This is a genomic window from Streptomyces sp. NPDC047869 (assembly GCF_040704065.1).
Classification (GTDB): domain Bacteria; phylum Actinomycetota; class Actinomycetes; order Streptomycetales; family Streptomycetaceae; genus Streptomyces.
In genome coordinates, this window is the sequence record NZ_JBEYRK010000028.1 from 19,568 (window position 1) to 38,100 (window position 18,533).

General features: G+C 70.6%; 18 protein-coding genes. 7 read left to right on the top strand and 11 right to left on the bottom strand.

Annotation, left to right across the window (positions count from 1 at the left end; genetic code table 11):
- Nucleotides 1-89 precede the first annotated feature (89 nt).
- The 4 genes from AB0924_RS29015 to AB0924_RS29030 form a co-directional block, all read right to left on the bottom strand.
- The gene (locus AB0924_RS29015; protein ID WP_366912943.1) at nucleotides 90-1,412 is read right to left on the bottom strand and encodes a hypothetical protein; all 1,323 of its coding nucleotides are present in this window, start codon (nucleotides 1,410-1,412) and stop codon (nucleotides 90-92) included.
- A complete protein-coding gene (locus tag AB0924_RS29020) occupies nucleotides 1,402-1,950 on the bottom strand; it encodes a DUF6114 domain-containing protein (protein WP_358936033.1) in 549 nt (182 codons plus the stop codon). Before AB0924_RS29020 ends, AB0924_RS29015 begins: the two co-directional genes overlap by 11 nt.
- 117 nt (nucleotides 1,951-2,067) lie before the next feature.
- Nucleotides 2,068-2,721: a DUF6230 family protein gene (locus tag AB0924_RS29025; RefSeq protein WP_358936031.1), complete on the bottom strand. Its 654-nt coding sequence runs from the start codon at nucleotides 2,719-2,721 to the stop codon at nucleotides 2,068-2,070.
- A 622-nt stretch (nucleotides 2,722-3,343) separates the two neighbouring features.
- Nucleotides 3,344-4,315 carry a tetratricopeptide repeat protein gene (locus AB0924_RS29030; protein WP_366912944.1) on the bottom strand — a complete coding sequence of 324 codons (972 nt, stop codon included), beginning with the start codon at nucleotides 4,313-4,315 and terminating at the stop codon, nucleotides 3,344-3,346.
- 209 nt (nucleotides 4,316-4,524) lie between these two features.
- On the opposite strand from AB0924_RS29030, the gene AB0924_RS29035 reads away from it, so the two are divergent.
- Nucleotides 4,525-5,178 carry a TetR/AcrR family transcriptional regulator gene (locus tag AB0924_RS29035; protein WP_358936027.1) on the top strand — a complete coding sequence of 218 codons (654 nt, stop codon included), beginning with the start codon at nucleotides 4,525-4,527 and terminating at the stop codon, nucleotides 5,176-5,178.
- A gap of 37 nt (nucleotides 5,179-5,215) precedes the next feature.
- Here the strand turns inward: AB0924_RS29035 and AB0924_RS29040 are convergent, their stop codons facing one another.
- The 5 genes from AB0924_RS29040 to AB0924_RS29060 form a co-directional block, all read right to left on the bottom strand.
- Nucleotides 5,216-6,916 (bottom strand): methylmalonyl-CoA mutase family protein, encoded by a 1,701-nt coding sequence (locus AB0924_RS29040; protein ID WP_358936025.1) that lies wholly within the window; start codon nucleotides 6,914-6,916, stop codon nucleotides 5,216-5,218.
- Between the two features lie 107 nt (nucleotides 6,917-7,023).
- Entirely contained in the window at nucleotides 7,024-7,362 is a 339-nt protein-coding gene (locus tag AB0924_RS29045) for a DUF3817 domain-containing protein (RefSeq protein ID WP_358936023.1), read from the bottom strand.
- Nucleotides 7,363-7,405: 43 nt separating this feature from the next.
- Nucleotides 7,406-7,915 carry a MarR family transcriptional regulator gene (locus AB0924_RS29050; RefSeq protein WP_358936021.1) on the bottom strand — a complete coding sequence of 170 codons (510 nt, stop codon included), beginning with the start codon at nucleotides 7,913-7,915 and terminating at the stop codon, nucleotides 7,406-7,408.
- 84 nt (nucleotides 7,916-7,999) lie between these two features.
- Nucleotides 8,000-8,293, bottom strand: a complete 294-nt coding sequence (locus AB0924_RS29055; protein WP_137308723.1) for an MTH1187 family thiamine-binding protein — start codon at nucleotides 8,291-8,293, stop codon at nucleotides 8,000-8,002.
- Nucleotides 8,290-8,634, bottom strand: a complete 345-nt coding sequence (locus AB0924_RS29060) for a DUF3817 domain-containing protein (protein WP_366912945.1) — start codon at nucleotides 8,632-8,634, stop codon at nucleotides 8,290-8,292. The genes AB0924_RS29055 and AB0924_RS29060 overlap by 4 nt, the downstream gene beginning before the upstream one ends.
- 168 nt (nucleotides 8,635-8,802) lie before the next feature.
- Here AB0924_RS29060 and AB0924_RS29065 point away from each other — a divergent pair, with 168 nt between their 5' ends.
- The 4 genes from AB0924_RS29065 to AB0924_RS29080 all read left to right on the top strand — a co-directional run bounded on the left by AB0924_RS29065 (nucleotide 8,803) and on the right by AB0924_RS29080 (nucleotide 11,461).
- Nucleotides 8,803-9,435: an AIM24 family protein gene (locus AB0924_RS29065; RefSeq protein ID WP_366912978.1), complete on the top strand. Its 633-nt coding sequence runs from the start codon at nucleotides 8,803-8,805 to the stop codon at nucleotides 9,433-9,435.
- A gap of 1 nt (nucleotide 9,436) precedes the next feature.
- Complete coding sequence (locus AB0924_RS29070) at nucleotides 9,437-10,087, top strand: AIM24 family protein (protein ID WP_358936015.1); 651 nt, start codon at nucleotides 9,437-9,439, stop codon at nucleotides 10,085-10,087.
- Nucleotides 10,084-10,890, top strand: a complete 807-nt coding sequence (locus tag AB0924_RS29075; protein ID WP_358936013.1) for an AIM24 family protein — start codon at nucleotides 10,084-10,086, stop codon at nucleotides 10,888-10,890. The genes AB0924_RS29070 and AB0924_RS29075 overlap by 4 nt, the downstream gene beginning before the upstream one ends.
- 94 nt (nucleotides 10,891-10,984) lie before the next feature.
- Nucleotides 10,985-11,461 (top strand): MarR family transcriptional regulator, encoded by a 477-nt coding sequence (locus AB0924_RS29080; protein ID WP_358936011.1) that lies wholly within the window; start codon nucleotides 10,985-10,987, stop codon nucleotides 11,459-11,461.
- Nucleotides 11,462-11,527: 66 nt separating this feature from the next.
- On the opposite strand, the gene meaB is transcribed toward AB0924_RS29080, so the two are convergent.
- The gene (meaB, locus tag AB0924_RS29085) at nucleotides 11,528-12,484 is read right to left on the bottom strand and encodes a methylmalonyl Co-A mutase-associated GTPase MeaB (protein WP_358936009.1); all 957 of its coding nucleotides are present in this window, start codon (nucleotides 12,482-12,484) and stop codon (nucleotides 11,528-11,530) included.
- Nucleotides 12,485-12,522: 38 nt separating this feature from the next.
- Entirely contained in the window at nucleotides 12,523-13,731 is a 1,209-nt protein-coding gene (locus tag AB0924_RS29090) for an acetyl-CoA C-acetyltransferase (RefSeq protein ID WP_358936007.1), read from the bottom strand.
- 149 nt (nucleotides 13,732-13,880) lie between these two features.
- On the opposite strand from AB0924_RS29090, the gene mce reads away from it, so the two are divergent.
- Both mce and scy read left to right on the top strand, forming a co-directional pair.
- Nucleotides 13,881-14,321 carry a methylmalonyl-CoA epimerase gene (gene mce / locus AB0924_RS29095; protein WP_366912946.1) on the top strand — a complete coding sequence of 147 codons (441 nt, stop codon included), beginning with the start codon at nucleotides 13,881-13,883 and terminating at the stop codon, nucleotides 14,319-14,321.
- A 206-nt stretch (nucleotides 14,322-14,527) separates the two neighbouring features.
- Entirely contained in the window at nucleotides 14,528-18,409 is a 3,882-nt protein-coding gene (gene scy, locus AB0924_RS29100) for a polarized growth protein Scy (RefSeq protein ID WP_358936003.1), read from the top strand.
- The last annotated feature ends 124 nt before the right edge of the window (nucleotides 18,410-18,533 follow it).

Below are 18,533 nucleotides of genomic sequence, written 5' to 3' on the forward strand. Positions count from 1 at the left end.
GAGGGTCTCGGCACGCACTGAGGGCGCCCCCTGTGACAGGGGGCGCCCTCAGCTCTGTGCGCGGCTCCCGAACGGGCTTGTCCGGAGGCTCAGTCGGTGCTGTACACGTGCATGCCGGGCACGTGCAGGTTGCCGCCGAACTGGGCCGCCTGGACCACGTGGACCTTGGTGAAGTAGATCAGCGGGATGTTCAGCGGCGGCGGGCTGTCCGGGCTGAACGTGACCGGGATCAGCCCCAGCAGGTTGCCGGAGATGCTCTCGGTGTACATCACCGTGTCACCACCGGTGATCGTGGACGTCGAGCCCTTGGCCGCCTGCACGTGGTACGTCTTGCCGGCCTGCTTGTCCTTCACCGTCTGGTGCAGGTCATCGATCTCCGTGCCCTTGGAGATGACGTACTTCAGCACCTTCTTGGTGGTGCCGTTGGCAGTCCTGACCTCGACTATGCCCTTGTAGTCGGCGCCCTTCAGCGTCAGCGAGCTGGCGTCCAGGTACCAGGGGTCGTCCGCCACCGGCACCTTGTTGTCGACGCCGCCCTCGGCGTCCGTGGCGGCCGGGCAGTCGTCGGGGGACGTCGTGGAGCTCGCGGACGGGCTGGGGACGGCCGACTCGGCCGCGTCCTTGACCGCCTGCGTGGTGTCCTCGGCCGTCCCGGAGGCCTTGTCGGTGGTGTCCTTGACGGTGTCGGTCGTGTCCTTGACGGTGTCCGTGACGGTCTTGGTGGTCTTCTCGACCGTGTCCTTCACCGTGCCGGTGGTGCTGTCCTCGCCGGTGGAACCGGACGACGGGGACGCGGACGGCTCCGGGCTCGCGGACGTGCCGGAGTCCGTCTTGCCGCCGGTGAGGATGTCACCGAGCGTGTCACCGAGGGTGCCCAGCACACCACCGCTGCTCTGGCTCGCGGACGGCGACGGCGTCGCCGTGTCGCCACCGGATCCGGAGCCGGAGCCCGAATCCGAGCCGGAGGAGCCGGAGGTCGCCGTGGGCTCGGGCGTGGACTTCTCGTCGTCGGAACCTGAATCCGACGAGGAGGTCTTGCCCGAGTCCTGCTTGTCCGTGGCCCCGGCGGACGCCGTGGGGGTCGGCGTCGCCGTGTCCGTGGACTCGCTCGCGGACGGCGAGGGCGAGTCCGAGGCCTTACCGGAGTCCTTGAGCGCGTCTACGCAGTCCTTGTACTCCGCGGCCTTCTGGCTGTTCGACGTCGTCCCGCCGTTGTTGTCGGCGAGGGCGAGCGTCGATGTGAAGCCCATGCCCACGATGACGGCGGTGGGCATCGCCACGGAGGCGATCGCCTTGCCGGCGGGCATGTGGAACCTGGTGAACAGCGGCCGCCTGGGTGCCGCGTGGCGGGGACCGGTTCTCGCACGGGACCCGTCCACATCGGCCCCGTGGGTCACCTCGTCAGCCGGCACTGTGCCTCCCGTTCGCCCCGTTGGCGGGGCTCGTTCCCGACAGGTCGTTCGACTCGCTCACGGTTCCCGCGTCCGATCCCTTGCCCAGCCAGGGCCCGGAAGCGGCCGCCTGTCCCGTGCCGGTCTCCTCCGCGCCCTCCGGCGCGCCCGGTGCCCACGACACGGCCATCGCACCGCCGACGAGGGCGAGCAGGAAGCCGACGATGAAGCCGCCGAAGTTGGACACGGGCAGGGACACCAGCCCGAGCAGGATCGCGGCGACGCCCGCGAAGGTCCGTACGTGCTTCTGGAACCAGAGGCTGACGCCGAGCACGACGAGCAGCACACCGATGATCAGCGACCCGGCTCCCGCGGTCGTCGACATGGCCAGGGTCAGATGACCGACCTGGAGATGGGCGTACGGGAAGTACATGATCGGAAAGCCGCTGAGCAGGACGAGGAGGCCGGCCCAGAACGGCCGGGTGCCCCGCCAGGCGCGGAACTGCAGCCTCCGGTGGGTGAACTGACCGGGGTCTGCGGCAGGAGTCTCGGCGCTCATGGAAAACAGCTCCCTGGTGCGGCGTTGCTGTGGTGGTGATGTGTGCCGCGTGTGAACACGCGGCCGGAGTGTGGACGGGCGGGGGCGCCACCGGCTCCCCCGCCCGTCAGTGAGTGCCTAGTAGCACTCGATTCCTGCGCCCTTGCCCTTGTGCAGCGACATGTGCAGACCGCTGAGCTTGAAGGTTCCGGCGGTGGTCGCCCACGCCGTCTGCTTCACGTCGGTCAGGTCCGCCGAGTCCGCCTGCTGGGCGAAGCCGAACGGGTTGGCCTGCTCGCCGTTCCCCTTCATGCCCGGACCCTTGCTGGCGTCCTTGGCGGCAACACCGATGTCGATGTTGTGGAAGACGGCGTCGGCCTGCAGGTCCTCGACGTCGATGTACAGACGGTCGGCCTCGACCTGCTTGTTCTTGTCGGAGCTGTCACCCGCCTCCAGGCGGAGCGTCACGTCACCGATGACCGGGAGGTCCGGGGTGACGACCGACTGGCACATCTTCTGGATCGTGGCCGACTTGAAGGCCGAGACCGCGACGGGGTGAAGCGCCTTCTGACCGGTCAGGGTGTAGCCCTGGTCGAGCGCTCCGTACTGTGCGAAGCCCTCACCGTGGAGCGACTTCGCCGTCACCTTGAACGACTGCCCCGAAACGCTGAACGAAGCAGCGAGAGCACCCTGCGCCAGGGCGACACCTATCGCTGCCGTGGCGGCGACGCTGGGCACCATGACCACAGCGAACCGCTTCCATCTGGTCCCGCCACGCACCTGGGACTCCATATTTCCTCCTTCTCGGACGTACATCTCCTGGCCCGACTCGCCCCAATCGGCGGCTCAGCCAGGCAGGGATGGGAGAAGTGCTACGTCCTCGGAAAGGAGAGCGCCCGTACTCATCAGGCACGAACCGCGCCCGAACCACCGGCGATCACCCCCGAGCGACAACCACTGGTCGCGCCTGACACGCATCACGCACAACCTTCTGGACAGGCTTCGCCGTGCGGCGAAGACCCCCCTGTCCTAGAGCCGGCTCCACTGCCGCCGGCTCTGCTCGGTGGGGACCCAGAGTCTCCCTCGACCCGACCGGCTGCCGGGGGTGCGGGAATGGACCGAGCGTCGCCGATCGTGGTGCATTCTCGGCCTCGGCACAAGGGGGTTCGTTACTCGCTAGTAACGGCCGGATAACCGAACAACGACCCAGCGGTCTCGAAGGGCGACGCTGGGTGTCAGTCAGGGGCAGAGCAAAGCCGTTGATCCTTGGACGAAACCAGACAGATCAACGGCATCGGTTTACTCCGAGTAACAGCGGCCGCAATTGCCAAGTTTTGGCAAAGTGCGGCCGCCCTGACGCCTCGTAGGCAAATTTTTCACTCCGGCATCACATGCCGTGGTGTTTAGCGACTGGTCAGAACAGAGCCCGGGCGAGGGCCCGTCGGGCCGCGACCACCCTGGGGTCCTCCGGCCCCACGACCTCGAACAGCTCCAGCAGCCGGCGCCGTACCGCGTCCCGGTCGTCACCCGCCGTGCGCCGCACGGTGTCGATGAGCCGCCCGAATGCGTCGTCGACATGACCGCCCACCAGATCCAGGTCGGCGGCCGCGATCTGCGCGTCCACGTCGCCCGGCTTGCCGGCGGCCTCCTCGCGCACCCGCTGCGGGTCCATGCCCTGCACCCGCTGCAGCAACTCGGCCTGTCCGAGGCCGAGTCTGGCCTCCGTGTTGCCCGGGTCGTCGCTCAGCACGTTCTTGTACGCCTGGACGGCACCGGCGAGGTCCCCCGCGTCCAGCGCCTGTACGGCGGCCTCGAGGAGGGCGTCGTACGGCCCCGCCGGCATCTCCTGCGGCGCGGCGCCGCCCGGCTCGGCGTCCGGGTCGACGGTCAGGCCGGTCAGCCCGAAGCGCTGCTCGGCGACCTGCACGAGCTGGTCCAGGGTCTCCCGGATCTGCTGTTCGCCGGCCGCGCCCTGGAAGAGGGGCAGCGCCTGCCCCGCGACGACGGCGAAGACGGCCGGGATCCCCTGGACCCCGAACTGCTGCATCAGCATCTGGTTGGCGTCGACGTCGATCTTGGCGAGCACGACGCGCCCGTTGTACTCGACGGCCAGTCGCTCCAGGACCGGGCTCAGCTGCTTGCAGGGCTGACACCACTCGGCCCAGAAGTCGATGACGACCGGTACTTCGGCGGACCGTTGCAGGACATCCCGCTCGAATCCCGCTTCATCGACGTCGATGACGAGGTCGGCCGGGGATACGGCCCCCGCGCCGCCCTGCCGGGCGGCTTCGGCGCGCGTCTGCTCGGCCTTGGCCTTGGCCTCCTGGGCCGCCTTCACCGCGGCGAGGTCGACGACGCCGCTCATGGACATGTTCCGTGGCTGCATGCGTCTATCCTCCCCCGTCTCGGCGCATGAAGAAAAAAAGCGCTGTGTTCGGCGCCGGGTCCCCACCCACGCCTGTGGTCGTCGCCCGTGTACGTCCCGCACGAGCTTTCGCTACGACCCGTAGCGTAATGCCATGCGGAGGCACCGCGACACCACTCCCCGGTGATCTCCCTCACGACCGCACAGATTCCGCCGGTTATGGTCGACGCATGCACAGCCGCCACCCCGCCAGCCGTACCGGACGCCCGCGCAGCGCCGCCGCGGACGCCGCGATCCTGGCCGCCACACGCGAGGCTCTGGTGGAACTCGGCTGGTCAGGGCTGACCCTGAGCGACGTAGCCACGCGGGCGGGGGTCGCGAAGACGACGCTCTACCGCCGCTGGGCGGGCAAGCACGAACTGGTGGTGGACGCGGTCGCGGAGCTGTTCGACGAGCTCGAACTGCCCGACCGCGGCAGTCTGGCCGCCGACATCGAGGGCGTGGTGCTCCAGTTCGCGGCGATCCTGGCCCGCCCGGAGGCCAGAAGTGGCCTGATGGCGGTGGTCGCGGAGGCGACCCGCGACGACGCCCTGCGCGAGCGGATCCGTGCCTCGATCGTGGACCGGCAGATACGTCTGGTCCTGGAGGGCCGTGCCCGGGCCCAGCGCCGCGGCGAACTCCCGCCGGAACCGGACCCGGCGGAGTCGTCCCGCACGGTGGACCTGATCTTCGACATGGTGGCGGGTGCGGTGGTCCACCGCACCCTGGTGAGCGGCAAGCCGGCGGACGAGGCCTGGGTGCACAGCTTCACCCGGGTGCTGCTCCTCGGCCTGACCGCCCAGCCGGGCGGCGGGGCGGCCCAGGACGGGGCTCCAGGGGGCTGAGCCGCCCCCCGGAGGCGCCCGCGGCGGGCGACGGCGGCTAGAACCCCGCCGGTTCCGTGTACACCCCCCACTCGTCCCGCAGCACCCCGCAGATCTCGCCCAGGGTCGCCTCGGCCCGTACGGCGTCGAGCATCGGCTCGATCATGTTCGCCCCGGACCGGGCGGCGTTCAGCATGTCGGCGAGGGCGGCGCGCACCGCGGCCTCGTCCCGCGCCGTCTTCCGCTCGCCCAGGACGCGGACCTGCTCCCGCTCCACCTCGTGGCTGACCCGAAGGATCTCGAGGTCCCCGGTGACCGATCCGGTGGCGACGTTGACGCCCACGACCCGCTTCTCGCCCTTCTCCAGGGCCCGCTGGTAGCGGAAGGCGGACTCGGCGATCTCGCCGGTGAACCAGCCGTCCTCGATCCCGCGCAGGATCCCGGAGGTGATCGGCCCGATGGGGTGCTGCCCGTCCGGGTGCGCCCTGAGCCCCCGCTCCTTGATCTGTTCGAAGATCTTCTCCGCGTCCGCCTCGATCCGGTCCGTGAGCTGCTCGATGTACCAGGAACCGCCCAGCGGGTCCGCCACGTTGGCGACGCCGGTCTCCTCCATCAGCACCTGCTGGGTGCGCAGCGCGATCTCGGCGGCCTGCTCGCTGGGCAGCGCCAGCGTCTCGTCCAGCGCGTTGGTGTGCAGCGAGTTGGTGCCGCCGAGCACGGCGGCCAGCGCCTCCACGGCCGTGCGCACCACGTTGTTGTACGGCTGCTGGGCGGTCAGCGAGACACCCGCCGTCTGCGTGTGGAAGCGCAGCCACTGCGCCTTCTCGCTCTTCGCGCCGTACACGTCGCGCATCCACCGGGCCCAGATCCGCCGGGCCGCCCGGAACTTGGCGATCTCCTCGAAGAAATCGACGTGCGCGTCGAAGAAAAAGGACAGGCCCGGCGCGAAGACGTCCACGTCGAGCCCGCGGCTCAGGCCCAGTTCGACGTAGCCGAAGCCGTCGGCGAGCGTGTACGCCAGCTCCTGCGCGGCCGTGGCCCCCGCCTCGCGGATGTGGTAGCCGGAGACGGACAGCGGCTTGTACGCGGGGATGCCGGCCGCGCAGTACTCCATCAGGTCGCCGATCAGCCGCAGATGGGGCTCCGGCTGGAAGAGCCACTCCTTCTGGGCGATGTACTCCTTGAAGATGTCGGTCTGCAGCGTGCCGTTGAGGACCGACGGGGCCACGCCCTGCCGCTCGGCGGCGACCAGGTACATGCAGAAGACGGGCACCGCGGGCCCGCTGATCGTCATGGAGGTGGTCACGTCGCCGAGCGGGATGTCCTTGAACAGGACCTCCATGTCGGCGGCCGAGTCGACGGCCACGCCGCAGTGCCCGACCTCACCGAGCGAGCGCGGGTCGTCGGAGTCGCGCCCCATGAGCGTCGGCATGTCGAAGGCCACGGACAGACCGCCGCCGCCCGCGGCGAGGATCATCTTGTACCGCTCGTTGGTCTGCTCGGCGTTGCCGAACCCGGCGAACTGCCGGATCGTCCAGGTGCGGCCGCGGTAGCCGGTCGGATGGAGCCCGCGCGTGAAGGGGTACTCCCCGGGCCACCCGATCCGCTCGAATCCCTCGTACGCGTCCCCCTGCCGGGGTCCGTACACCGGCTCCACGGGGTCGCCGGAGAGCGTGGTGAAGTCTGCGTCGCGCTTGCGCGCGGCGTCGTAGCGGGCCTGCCAGCGCCGGCGGCCTTCCTCGATGGCGTGAGCGTCCATACCATCGAATTTACTTGGACGTCCTAGTAAATGTCGATGCCAACTGGGTCACGACCACGAGAACACCGCCGTACGGGTGGCGTACGGCGGCGCTACGAGGCTTGCGCTCAGGCCTTGGCGACGGCCGGGGCCCGGTCCGTGACCTTGCCCTCCAGCTCGCGGCTGATCCTGCGCTCCACGAAGAAGGCGGCCGTCGGGATCGTGCCCGCGAGCAGCACCCAGAGCTGCTTGCCGACCGGCCACTTCGCCTTGGAACCCAGGTCGAAGGCGAAGATCAGATAGACGACGTACAGCCACCCGTGCGCGATGGCGACGACCCGGGTGACGTCGGCGGCGCCGTCCATGCCCAGTCCGTACTTCGCGATCATGCTCAGGCACAGCAGGACCAGCAGCACACCGGTGACGTAGGCCAGGACCCGGTAGCGGGTCAGCACGCTCTTCTTCATGCCGTCGAGCGTAACCGCCCGTTCCGGGAGATCTTGCCCCGGGTCACCCCTCGGTGAAGTCGTGCGCCGCGATCCGCAGCGGGCGCAGCATGGCGAAGATCTCCGCGCACTCCTCGGCGTCGTAGGCCCCGAGGCCGAAGTCCATCGCCATCAGGTCACGGGTGGCCGCGTCGACCACCTCACGACCCCTGTCGGTGATGACGGCGAGCGTGCCGCGGCCGTCGTTGGGGTTGGGGCGCTTGGCCACCAGACCGGACCTGACCAGCCGGTCCACGGTGTTCGTCACCGACGTGGGATGCACCATGAGCCGCTCACCGATCTTGGACATCGGCAGCTCGCCGGCCTTGGAGAAGGTGAGCAGCACCAGCGCCTCGTAGCGCGCGAAGGTCAGTCCGTACGGCTTGACCACCGCATCGACCTCGGCCAGCAGGATCTGCTGCGCCCGCATGATCGAGGTGATCGCGGCCATCGCGGGCACGTTTCCCCAGCGCTGCTTCCAGAGCTCGTCGGCGCGTGCGATGGGGTCGAAGGGGAGGCTGAGAGGCTTGGGCACGTCAGCAGACCTTACCGGCCGGTCATATGCCGGTCAGCCCCGTCTCGGCTTTCGGTCACCCGGTGGCCACGGACGCGGGACGGGTCAGTCCGCGAGGTGCCGTTCCACGGTCTCGACCTTGGAGGTCAGGCCGTCGGTCACGCCGGGCCGGATGTCCGCCTTGAGGACGAGCGAGACGCGCGGCGCCCGCGCCTCCACCGCGGCGACGGCCCTCCGGACGACGTCCATGACCTCGTCCCACTCCCCCTCGACGGAGGTGAACATGGCGTCGGTGCGGTTGGGCAGCCCCGACTCGCGGACCACGCGGACGGCGTCGGCGACGTACTCCCCGACGTCCTCGCCGACGCCGAGGGGCGTCACGGAGAAGGCGACGATCATGCCTTCACGACCCCTTCCTTGCGGGCCCGGGCGGCGATGACGGCGCTCTCGGCCTCGCGGCGCAGCCTGCGCTCCGCGAAGAAGCCGCCGGTGGGCAGGACGGAGAGGACGAAGTAGAGGGCGGCGGTGCCGAAGCTCCACTTGGCACGGTTCCAGGCGTCCGCCCAGAAGAGGACGTACAGCACGAACAGCACGCCGTGGACCGCCCCCATCACGGGCACCGCGTTGAAGTCCGTGGTCCGCTTCAGCACCGAGCAGAGGAGCAGGACCAGGAAGGACACGGCCTCCGGGGCGGAGACCAGGCGGAGGCGGCGGAGGGCGGAGGCGGTCTTGATGTCCACGGATCACCTTCGGTGGAAGTTGCGACGACGGGCCGGCTGCTTTGTGAACACACGCACAAGCTGACCCCATTCTGGCAAACCACACCCCTGGGGGTGCGCTCAGGGTCGTTCTCCACCCACGGGCCCTGTTCCCTCCACCCGGCTCGCCGCTACTTTCCCTCCGTGGCGATGTTCCGACTTCAAGGAAGCAAGGTGCTCGCCGTCGACATGACCGGGGACGCCGTCAAGGCGAAGAACGGCTCGATGGTCGCGTACGACGGGCAGATGACCTTCAAGAAGCTGAGCGGCGGCGGCGAGGGGCTGCGCGGGATGGTGACCCGGCGGCTCACCGGCGAGCAGATGACGGTGATGGAGGTGAGGGGGCAGGGGACCTGCTGGTTCGCGGACCGGGCCTCGGAGATCAACCTGGTCGGCCTGCAGGGGGACAAGCTCTACGTCGAATCGAGCAACCTGCTCGCGACCGACGCGGGGCTGCGCACGGGCACGACATTCACCGGGCTGCGCGGCGCCTCGCAGGGCAACGGGCTGTTCACGACGACCGTCGAGGGCCACGGGCAGGCGGCCATCATGTCGGACGGCCCGGCGGTGGTGCTCCGGGTCAGCCCGCAGTACCCGCTGATCGTCGACCCGGGCGCGTACATCGCCCACCAGGGCGATGTACGGCAGACCTTCCAGTCCGGTGTGACGTTCCGCACCCTCTTCGGGGAGGGCGGCGGCGAGGCCTTCCAGATCCGCTTCGAGGGCGACGGGCTGGTGTACGTCCAGCCGAGCGAACGCAACACGATCGCGGGGGACCTGTGAGATGACCTTCCGGGAGATCAACACCAAGATGATCGAGGCGACCGTGCTGCCCGGGCAGCGGCTGTTCAGCCAGCGCGGGGCGATGCTCGCCTACCGGGGGGAGGTGTCCTTCACCCCCAACGTCCAGGGCGGCCAGGGCGGGCTGATGTCCATGATCGGGCGCCGGGTGGCCGGCGAGGCGACCCCGCTGATGTCCGTCGAGGGCAGCGGCACGGTCTTCTTCGGGCACGGCGGCCACCACGTCCACGTCATCGGTCTCACCGGGGACACCCTCTACGTCGAGGCCGACCGGCTGCTCGCCTTCGAGGGCACGCTCCGGCAGGGCACGATGTTCATGGGTTCCCAGGGCGGGGTGATGGGCCTGGTGCGCGGCCAGGTCACCGGGCAGGGCCTGTTCACCACCACCCTCCAGGGCCAGGGCTCGGTGGCCGTGATGGCGCACGGCGGCGTCTTCGAGATCCCGATCACCCCGCAGCGCCCGGTGCACGTGGATCCGCAGGCCTACGTCGCCCACCACGGCGATGTGCGCAACAAGCTGTCCACCGCGCTCGGCTGGCGGGACATGGTGGGCCGCGGCTCCGGGGAGGCGTTCCAGCTGGAGCTGAGCGGCAGCGGCACGGTGTACGTCCAGGCCTCGGAGGAGAAGCTGTGAGCGCGTACGGAACCCCCGGCGGCCCCGTGGTGCACGACCCGCTGACCCTGCCCGCCGACGACAACGTGAACAAGTACACGTTCTGCGTCGAGCTCAAGGGCGGGGAGTGGTTCCTGCAGAAGGGGAAGATGATCGCCTACTACGGGGCGATCGAGTTCAACGGCATCGGGCACGGCCGACTCGACCGACTTGTCCGTACGTCGTTCCATTCGCCACTGCACGCGAGCGACTGGGTCGTGGCGGCCGGCTCCGGGAAGATGCTGCTGGCCGACCGGGCTTTCGACGTCAACTCCTATGACCTGGACGACGGGAACTTGACCATTCGCGCGGGCAATCTGCTCGCTTTTCAGCCAAGTCTCGCGCTCAAGCAGTCGATCGTGCCAGGTTTTCTGACACTCATCGGAACCGGAAAGTTCGTGGCCGCATCTAACGGTCCGGTGGTGTTCCTGGAACCCCCGATCCGGGTGGACCCCCAGGCGCTGGTCGGGTGGGCCGACTGCCCGTCACCGTGTCATCACTACGACCACGGGTATCTGACGGGTGTCATGGGCGGTCTACGTGCGATGACGGGCCTGGGCGGGGCTTCCGGCGAGGAGCACCAGTTCGAGTTCGTGGGCGCCGGGACGGTCCTGCTGCAGTCGACTGAGACGCTTATGGCGGAGCAGGCGACAGGGGTGGTTCCGCCCGAACCGGGGGTTCCCGGCGGTGGCGGAGCGGCACCGGGTGGACACGGTCCGCAATCGTCGGGCGCACCGCGCCTTCCCGGACAGCTCGGGGACCTCCAACGTCGCTTCGGGCTGTGAGCGGTAGTCTGCGGAGTGTGACGGCTCGAACGCGTGCGCACCGTCACACCATCCGAAGTAGTTCGCCATTCAACTTCTTAGGTAGACTTCATTCATGGAGACCGAGACGGCCACGCGCTGGCTGACCGATGCGGAGCAGTGCGCCTGGCGCACCCACCTGGAGGTCAACAGGCTGTTGACGTACCAGCTCGAAAAAGATCTGCAGCCGTTCGGCCTGACGATGAACGACTACGAGATTCTTGTGAATCTGTCCGAGTCGGACGACGTGCGGATGCGCATGAGCGACCTGGCGTCCGCCACGCTGCAGTCGAAGAGCCGGCTCTCGCACCAGATCACGCGGATGGAGAACGCGAACCTGGTCCGGCGCGAGAACTGCGAGTCCGACCGGCGGGGGCTGTACGCCGTACTGACGGAGCACGGCATGGAGACGATGCGGAAGGTCGCGCCGCATCACGTGTCGTCGGTGCGCAGGCACTTCATAGACCTGCTGTCGCCCGAAGCGCTGACCGAGCTGGACAAGGCGCTCAAGCCGATCGCCGAGCACCTGAGGGACCAGCGGGGGCGCCCCTGACCGCGGTGGTCCCCGGGGCGCGGCCCGTGGCCGCGCCCCGGGGACCACAGCCCGGACGCCCGGCGGTCAGCCCTCCGTCAGGCCCGCCACCAGTTCGTCAGCCGCACGGTAGGGGTCCAGGCCGCCCGCCACGATGCGCTCGGCGAGGGCGCTGAGCCGGCGGTCGCCGTGGAGGTCCCCGATCCGCTCGCGCAGGGCCGTGACCGCGATGGTCTCCACCTCGCGGGCCGCGCGGGCCCTGCGGCGCTCGGCCAGGACGCCGTGCTCCTCCATCCAGGCCCGGTGCTTCTCCAGGGCCTCCACCACCTCGTCCACGCCCTCGGCGCGGGCCGCGACCGTCTTGACGATGGGCGGGCGCCAGTCACCGGGACCGCGGGCCTCGCCGAGGCCCAGCATGTGGTTCAGTTCGCGGGCCGTGGCGTCGGCGCCGTCACGGTCGGCCTTGTTGACGACGTAGACGTCGCCGATCTCGAGGATTCCGGCCTTCGCCGCCTGGATGCCGTCACCCATGCCCGGGGCCAGCAGCACCACCGACGTGTCCGCCTGGGAGGCGATCTCCACCTCGGACTGGCCGACGCCGACCGTCTCCACCAGGATCACGTCGCAGCCCGCCGCGTCCAGCACGCGGATCGCCTGAGGCGCCGCCCAGGCCAGACCGCCCAGGTGCCCCCGGGTGGCCATCGAGCGGATGTAGACACCGGGGTCGGAGGCGTGGTCCGACATGCGGACACGGTCACCCAGAAGGGCGCCCCCGGAGAACGGGGACGACGGGTCGACGGCCAGGACGCCGACCCGCCTGCCCTGCTTGCGGTACGCCGTGACGAGGGCGGAGGTGGAGGTCGACTTGCCGACGCCGGGCGAGCCGGTCAGGCCCACCACGTAGGCGTTGCCGGTCAGCGGCGCGAGTGCCGCCATGACCTCCCTGAGTTGCGGGGACGCCCCCTCCACCAAGGAGATCAGCCGGGCCACGGCCCGCGGCCGGCCTTCCCTGGCCTGGGCCACCAGAGAGGAGACGTCCTGCATCAAACAGCTCCGTTCACTTCACCGACTCGACTTCGAACTCAGGCCTTCGGTACCCGCACGATCAGGGCGTCACCCTGACCGCCGCCACCGCACAGCGCGGCCGCGCCGACCCCGCCGCCCCGGCGCTTGAGCTCCAGCGCCAAGTGCAGCACGAGCCGGGCGCCGGACATGCCGATCGGGTGACCGAGCGCGATGGCGCCGCCGTTGACGTTCACCTTTTCCGTGGAAACGCCCAGGTCCTTCATTGACTGGACCGCGACCGCCGCGAAGGCCTCGTTGATCTCGACGAGGTCGAGGTCGGAGACCTCCAGGCCCTCCTTCTTGAGGGCGTGCTGGATGGCGTTGGACGGCTGGGACTGCAGGGAGTTGTCCGGGCCGGCCACATTGCCGTGCGCGCCGATCTCGGCGAGCCACTCCAGGCCCAGCTCCTGCGCCTTGGCCTTGCTCATCACGACCACGGCCGCGGCGCCGTCCGAGATCTGCGAGGAGGTCCCGGCGGTGATCGTGCCGTCCTTGGCGAAGGCGGGCCGAAGCTTGCCCAGCGACTCCGCGGTGGTGTCGCCGCGGATGCCCTCGTCCTTGCTGAAGAGGACCGGCTCGCCCTTGCGCTGCGGGATCTCGACCGGGGTGATCTCGGCCTCGAAGATGCCGTTCTTCTGCGCGGCGGCGGCCCGCTGGTGCGACAGGGCGGCGATCTCGTCCTGCTCGGGGCGCTTGATGCCGAGGCGCGTGTTGTGCTTCTCCGTCGACTCGCCCATGGCGATGTTCTCGAAGGAGTCGGTCAGGCCGTCGTGGGCCATGGCGTCGAGCACCTCGACGGCACCGTACTTGTAGCCCTCACGGGACTTCGGCAGCAGGTGCGGGGCGTTGGTCATGGACTCCTGGCCGCCGGCCACCACGATGTCGAACTCACCCGCACGGATCAGCTGGTCGGCCAGCGCGATCGCGTCCAGGCCCGAGAGGCACACCTTGTTGATGGTGAGCGCCGGGACGTTCATGGGAATGCCGGCCTTGACCGCGGCCTGGCGGGCCGGGATCTGCCCCGCGCCGGCCTGCAGCACCTGACCCATGATCACGTACTGCACCTGGTCGCCGCCGATCCCCGCACGGTCGAGGGCGGCCTTGATCGCGAAGCCGCCGAGGTCGGCTCCCGAGAAGGACTTCAGCGAGCCCAGCAGCCGCCCCATGGGCGTGCGCGCGCCCGCGACGATCACCGAGCTGGTCGTACCGGGTGTTCCAGAAGACATGAGCTGCGATCCCCTTACCGGCCTGCACAGCCGAGGAGTGAACGAGGGTTTACTTCGAATGTACTGAGCGGCACTCCGTGCCGTCATCGGCCCGTCGGTGTGATCGCGCGCACGTTGCGTAACCACGCCGGTGGCGCTGCACTGAATCCATGCTGACGCGAATCGACCACATCGGGATCGCCTGCCACGACCTCGACGCCACTGTCGAGTTCTACCGGGCCACGTACGGCTTCGAGGTGTTCCACACCGAGGTCAACGAGGAACAGGGCGTGCGCGAGGCCATGCTCAAGATCAACGAGACGTCCGACGGCGGCGCCTCCTACCTCCAGCTGCTCGAACCCACCCGCGAGGACTCCGCGGTCGGCAAGTGGCTGGCGAAGAACGGCCAGGGCGTCCACCACATCGCCTTCGGCACGGCGGACGTCGACGCGGACGCCGACTCCATCAGGGGCAAGGGCGTACGCGTTCTGTACGACGAGCCACGACGCGGCTCCATGGGGTCGCGGATCACCTTCCTGCACCCGAAGGATTGCCACGGTGTCCTGACAGAACTGGTCACTTCGGCCCCGGTTGAGTCACCTGAGCACTGACCCTCGTACATATGGGCCGGTAGGGTTGGGGGCGGTCGTCCTCACAACCGGGGCGACCGCATGCCGGGGTCCGGGTTTCGGGGGACGAGCGTCGGGGCAGCAGCCCGTGCTCCGCCGTTGATCTGACACCATTCCCCGGGGGCCCCGTCCGGCGGATGGACGGTGCTCGTTGGAGAAGCTCACCAGGGGACGGATGGGACCGCGCAGTGCGGGGCTACGAGAGCCAGGAGCGAGAGCCGGCGGCTGACGTCGACCACCTCTCTCGGTTCGAGGCCGAGATGAAGCGGCTGAGGACCGAGCGGGAAAAGGCGATCCAGCACGCCGAGGACCTCGGCTACCAGGTCGAGGTGCTGCGCGCCAAGCTGCACGAGGCGCGCCGCACCCTGATGACCCGGCCCGCCTATGACGGCGGTGACATCGGCTATCAGGCCGAGCAGTTGCTCCGCAATGCCCAGATGCAGGCCGACCAGCTGCGCCAGGACGCCGAGCGGGAGCTGAGCCAGGCCCGCGCGCAGACCCAGCGCATCCTGCAGGAGCACGCCGAGCAGGCCGCCCGGCTCCAGACCGAGCTGCACCAGGAGGCGGTCACCCGCCGGCAGCAGCTCGACCAGGAGCTGGCCGAACGGCGGCAGACCGTCGAGTCGCACGTCAACGAGAACGTGGCGTGGGCGGAGCAGCTGCGCGCCCGCACCGAGTCGCAGGCCCGCCGGCTGCTGGACGAGTCCCGCGCCGAGGCCGAGCAGGCCATGGCCGCCGCCCGCGCGGAGGCCGAGCGGCTGACCCGGGAGGCCCGCGAGCGGCTGCAGAGCGACGCGGAGGCCGCGCGCGCCGAGGCCGACCAGATCCTGCGCCGTGCCCGCACCGACGCCGAACGGCTGCTGAACGCCGCCTCCACGCAGGCGCAGGAGGCCACCGACCACGCCGAGCAGCTGCGCACCTCCACCGCCAGCGAGTCGGACGCCGCCCGTCGGCAGTCCACCGAGCTGAGCCGGGCCGCCGAGCAGCGCATGGCGGAGGCCGAGGAGGCGCTGCGCAAGGCGCAGTCCGAGGCGGAGAAGCTGGTCACCGAGGCCAAGGAGGCGGCCGCCAAGGCGCTGGCCGGCGCCGAGGCCGCCAACGAGACCCGTACCCGTACCGCCAAGGAGCAGGTCGCCCGGCTGGTCGAGGAGGCCACCAAGGAGGCCGAGAACACCAAGTCCGAGGCCGAGCAGCTGGTCGCGGACGCACGTGCCGAGGCCGAGAAGATCGTCGCCGAGGCCGGCGAGAAGGCACGCAGCGTCACCGCCGAGGAGACGGCGACCCAGCTGTCGAAGGCGGCCCGGACCGCCGAGGACGTCCTCGACAAGGCCTCGGAGGACGCCAGGAAGACCATCAAGGCCGCGGCCGAGGAGGCCGAGCGGGTCCGCCGGGAGGCCGAGGCCGAGGCGGACAGGCTGCGCTCCGAGGCGCACGACATCGCCGAGCAGCTCAAGGGCGCGGCGAAGGACGACACCAAGGAGTACCGCGCCAAGACGGTCGAGCTGCAGGAGGAGGCGCGCCGGCTGCGCGGCGAGGCCGAGCAGCTGCGCGCCGACGCGGTCGCGGAGGGCGAGTCCATCCGCGCCGAGGCCCGCCGGGAGGCCGTGGCGCAGATCGAGGAGGCGGCCAAATCCGCCGAGGAGCTGCTCGCCAAGGCCAAGGCGGACGCCGACGAGCTGCGCCAGAAGGCCACCTCGGACAGCGAGAAGGTGCGCACCGAGGCCATCGAGCGGGCCACCACGCTGCGCCGGCAGGCCGAGGAGACCCTGGAGCGCACCCGCAAGGAGGCCGAGCGGCACCGCGCGGAGGTCGTCGAGCAGTCCGACGCGCTGAAGGCGGACGCCGAACGCGCCGCGCGCGACCTGCGCGAGGAGACCGAGCGGGCGGTCGAGGCGCGGCGCGCCGAGGCCGCCGAGGAGCTGACCCGGCTGCAGACCGAGGCCCAGGAGCGGCTGGCGTCGGCCGAACAGGCCCTGGACGAGGCCCGGCAGGAGGCCGCCCGGATCCGCCGGGAGGCCGCCGAGGAGGGCGAGCGGCTGCGCGCCGAGGCCGCCGAGCGGATCCGTACGCTCCAGCAGCAGGCCGAGGACGAGGCCGAACGGCTGCGCAACGAGGCCGCGTCGGACGCGTCCGCCTCGCGCGCCGAGGGCGAGGCCGTCGCCGTACGGCTGCGCACGGAGGCCGCGACCGAGGCCGAGCGGCTGAAGGTGGAGGCCCAGGACACCGCCGACCGGGTCCGCGCGGAGGCTCAGGCCGCCGCCGAGCGGCTCGGCACCGAGGCGTCCGAGACGCTGGCCGCCGCGCAGGAGGAGGCGGCCCGGCGCCGCCGGGAGGCCGAGGAACTGCTCGGTGCCGCGCGGTCCGAGGCCGACCAGGAGCGCGAACGGGCCCGCGAGCAGAGCGAGGAACTGCTGGCCTCGGCCCGCAGGCGGGTGGAGGACGCGCAGACCGAGGCGACCCGGCTGGTCGAGGAGGCCGACCGGCGCGCCACCGAGATGGTGTCCGCCGCCGAGCAGCACGCCCAGCAGGTGCGGGACTCCGTCGCCGGGCTGCACGAGCAGGCGCAGGCGGAGATCACCGGGCTGCGCTCGGCCGCCGAGCACGCGGCCGACCGTACGAAGCGGGAGGCCGAGGAGGAGGCGGACCGGGTCCGCTCCGACGCCTACGCCGAGCGGGAGCGGGCCGGCGAGGACGCCTCGCGGCTGCGGCGGGAGGCGAACGAGGAGGCGGAGGCCGCGAAGGCGCTCGCCGAGCGCACGGTCGCGGAGGCGATCGCGGAGTCCGACCGGCTGCGCGCGGACTCGTCCGCGCACGCCCAGCGGGTGCGCACCGAGGCGTCGGACGCGCTCGCCGAGGCCGACCAGGCCGCCGCCCGCACCCGGGCGGACGCCCGGGAGGACGCCAACCGCATCCGTTCGGACGCGGCGGCCCAGGTGGACACGCTCATCACCGAGGCCACCGCCGAGGCGGAGCGGCTGCAGACCGAGACGGCCGCCGAGGCCGAGCGGGTGCGCGCCGAGGCGGTCACGGAGGCGGACCGGGTCCGGGCCGAGGCCGTCGCGAAGGCCGAGCAGCTCGTCGGGGACGCCACCGGCGAGGCCGAACGGCTGCGCGCCGAGGCCGCCGAGACGGTCGGTTCGGCGCAGGCGCACGCGGAGCGGCTGCGTGCCGAGGCCGAGCGGCTGCGGGCGGACGCGCAGGCCGAGGCCGAGCGGCTGGCCGGGGCCGCGCGCGAGGAGGCGGAGCGCACCCTGGACGAGGCGCGCAAGGAGGCCAACAAGCGGCGTTCGGAGGCGGCCGAGCAGGTCGACACGCTCATCACGGAGACCACGGCCGAGGCCGACAAGCTGCTCACCGAGGCGCAGCAGCAGGCGCAGAAGACCACGGCGGACGCGGAGTCGCAGGCCGACACGATGGTGGGCGCGGCCCGCAGCGAGGCCGACCGGATCGTGTCCGAGGCGACCGTCGAGGGCAACTCCCGGGTGGAGAAGGCCCGCACGGACGCGGACGAGCTGCTGGTCGGTGCCCGCCGGGACGCGACCGCGATCCGCGAGCGCGCGGAGGAGCTGCGCGAACGGATCACCACGGAGATCGAGGAGCTGCACGAGCGGGCCCGCCGGGAGGCCGCCGAGACGATGAAGTCGACCGGCGACCGCTGCGACGCGCTGATCAAGGCGGCCGAGGAACAGCTCGCCGAGGCGCAGGCGAAGGCCAAGGAGCTGGTGTCGGAGGCCAGCTCCGAGGCCGGCAAGGTTCGCATCGCCGCCGTCAAGAAGGCGGAGGGGCTGCTCAAGGAGGCCGAGCAGAAGAAGGCCTCGCTGGTCAAGGAGGCCGAGCAGCTCAAGGCCGAGGCGGTCGAGGAGGCCCGGCGCACGGTCGAGGAGGGCAAGCGGGAGCTGGAGCTGCTGGTGCGCCGCCGCGAGGACATCAACACCGAGATCTCCCGGGTCCAGGACGTCCTTGAGGCGCTGGAGTCCTTCGAGGCCCCGGGGGCCGGCAAGGACAACGGGGTCAAGGCGGGTGCGACGGTCGGTTCCCCCCGATCGGGTGGCAAGTCGTCGGAGGGCTAGCAAACGGGAAGGCTTGAGGTGTCTTCTGGGCGCTTTGCCCAGGTCTTTGGCAAGCCGTCCCGTGATCAGCCACCCGAAAGAGGTGTCATTCTCCAGATCAAACACGTATCCGCTCGATGACACA

Bases quoted from the DNA above. Each gene is read 5' to 3' on its own strand.
- AB0924_RS29025 (WP_358936031.1), bottom strand. From the start codon at position 2,721: ATGGAGTCCCAGGTGCGTGGCGGGACCAGATGGAAGCGGTTCGCTGTG.
- AB0924_RS29070 (WP_358936015.1), top strand. From the start codon at position 9,437: ATGACCTTCCGGGAGATCAACACCAAGATGATCGAGGCGACCGTGCTG.
- AB0924_RS29080 (WP_358936011.1), top strand. From the start codon at position 10,985: ATGGAGACCGAGACGGCCACGCGCTGGCTGACCGATGCGGAGCAGTGC.
- AB0924_RS29045 (WP_358936023.1), bottom strand. From the start codon at position 7,362: ATGAAGAAGAGCGTGCTGACCCGCTACCGGGTCCTGGCCTACGTCACC.
- AB0924_RS29055 (WP_137308723.1), bottom strand. From the start codon at position 8,293: ATGATCGTCGCCTTCTCCGTGACGCCCCTCGGCGTCGGCGAGGACGTC.
- AB0924_RS29090 (WP_358936007.1), bottom strand. From the start codon at position 13,731: ATGTCTTCTGGAACACCCGGTACGACCAGCTCGGTGATCGTCGCGGGC.
- meaB (WP_358936009.1), bottom strand. From the start codon at position 12,484: ATGCAGGACGTCTCCTCTCTGGTGGCCCAGGCCAGGGAAGGCCGGCCG.
- AB0924_RS29035 (WP_358936027.1), top strand. From the start codon at position 4,525: ATGCACAGCCGCCACCCCGCCAGCCGTACCGGACGCCCGCGCAGCGCC.
- AB0924_RS29030 (WP_366912944.1), bottom strand. From the start codon at position 4,315: ATGCAGCCACGGAACATGTCCATGAGCGGCGTCGTCGACCTCGCCGCG.
- AB0924_RS29040 (WP_358936025.1), bottom strand. From the start codon at position 6,916: ATGGACGCTCACGCCATCGAGGAAGGCCGCCGGCGCTGGCAGGCCCGC.
- AB0924_RS29020 (WP_358936033.1), bottom strand. From the start codon at position 1,950: ATGAGCGCCGAGACTCCTGCCGCAGACCCCGGTCAGTTCACCCACCGG.
- mce (WP_366912946.1), top strand. From the start codon at position 13,881: ATGCTGACGCGAATCGACCACATCGGGATCGCCTGCCACGACCTCGAC.
- AB0924_RS29065 (WP_366912978.1), top strand. From the start codon at position 8,803: ATGTTCCGACTTCAAGGAAGCAAGGTGCTCGCCGTCGACATGACCGGG.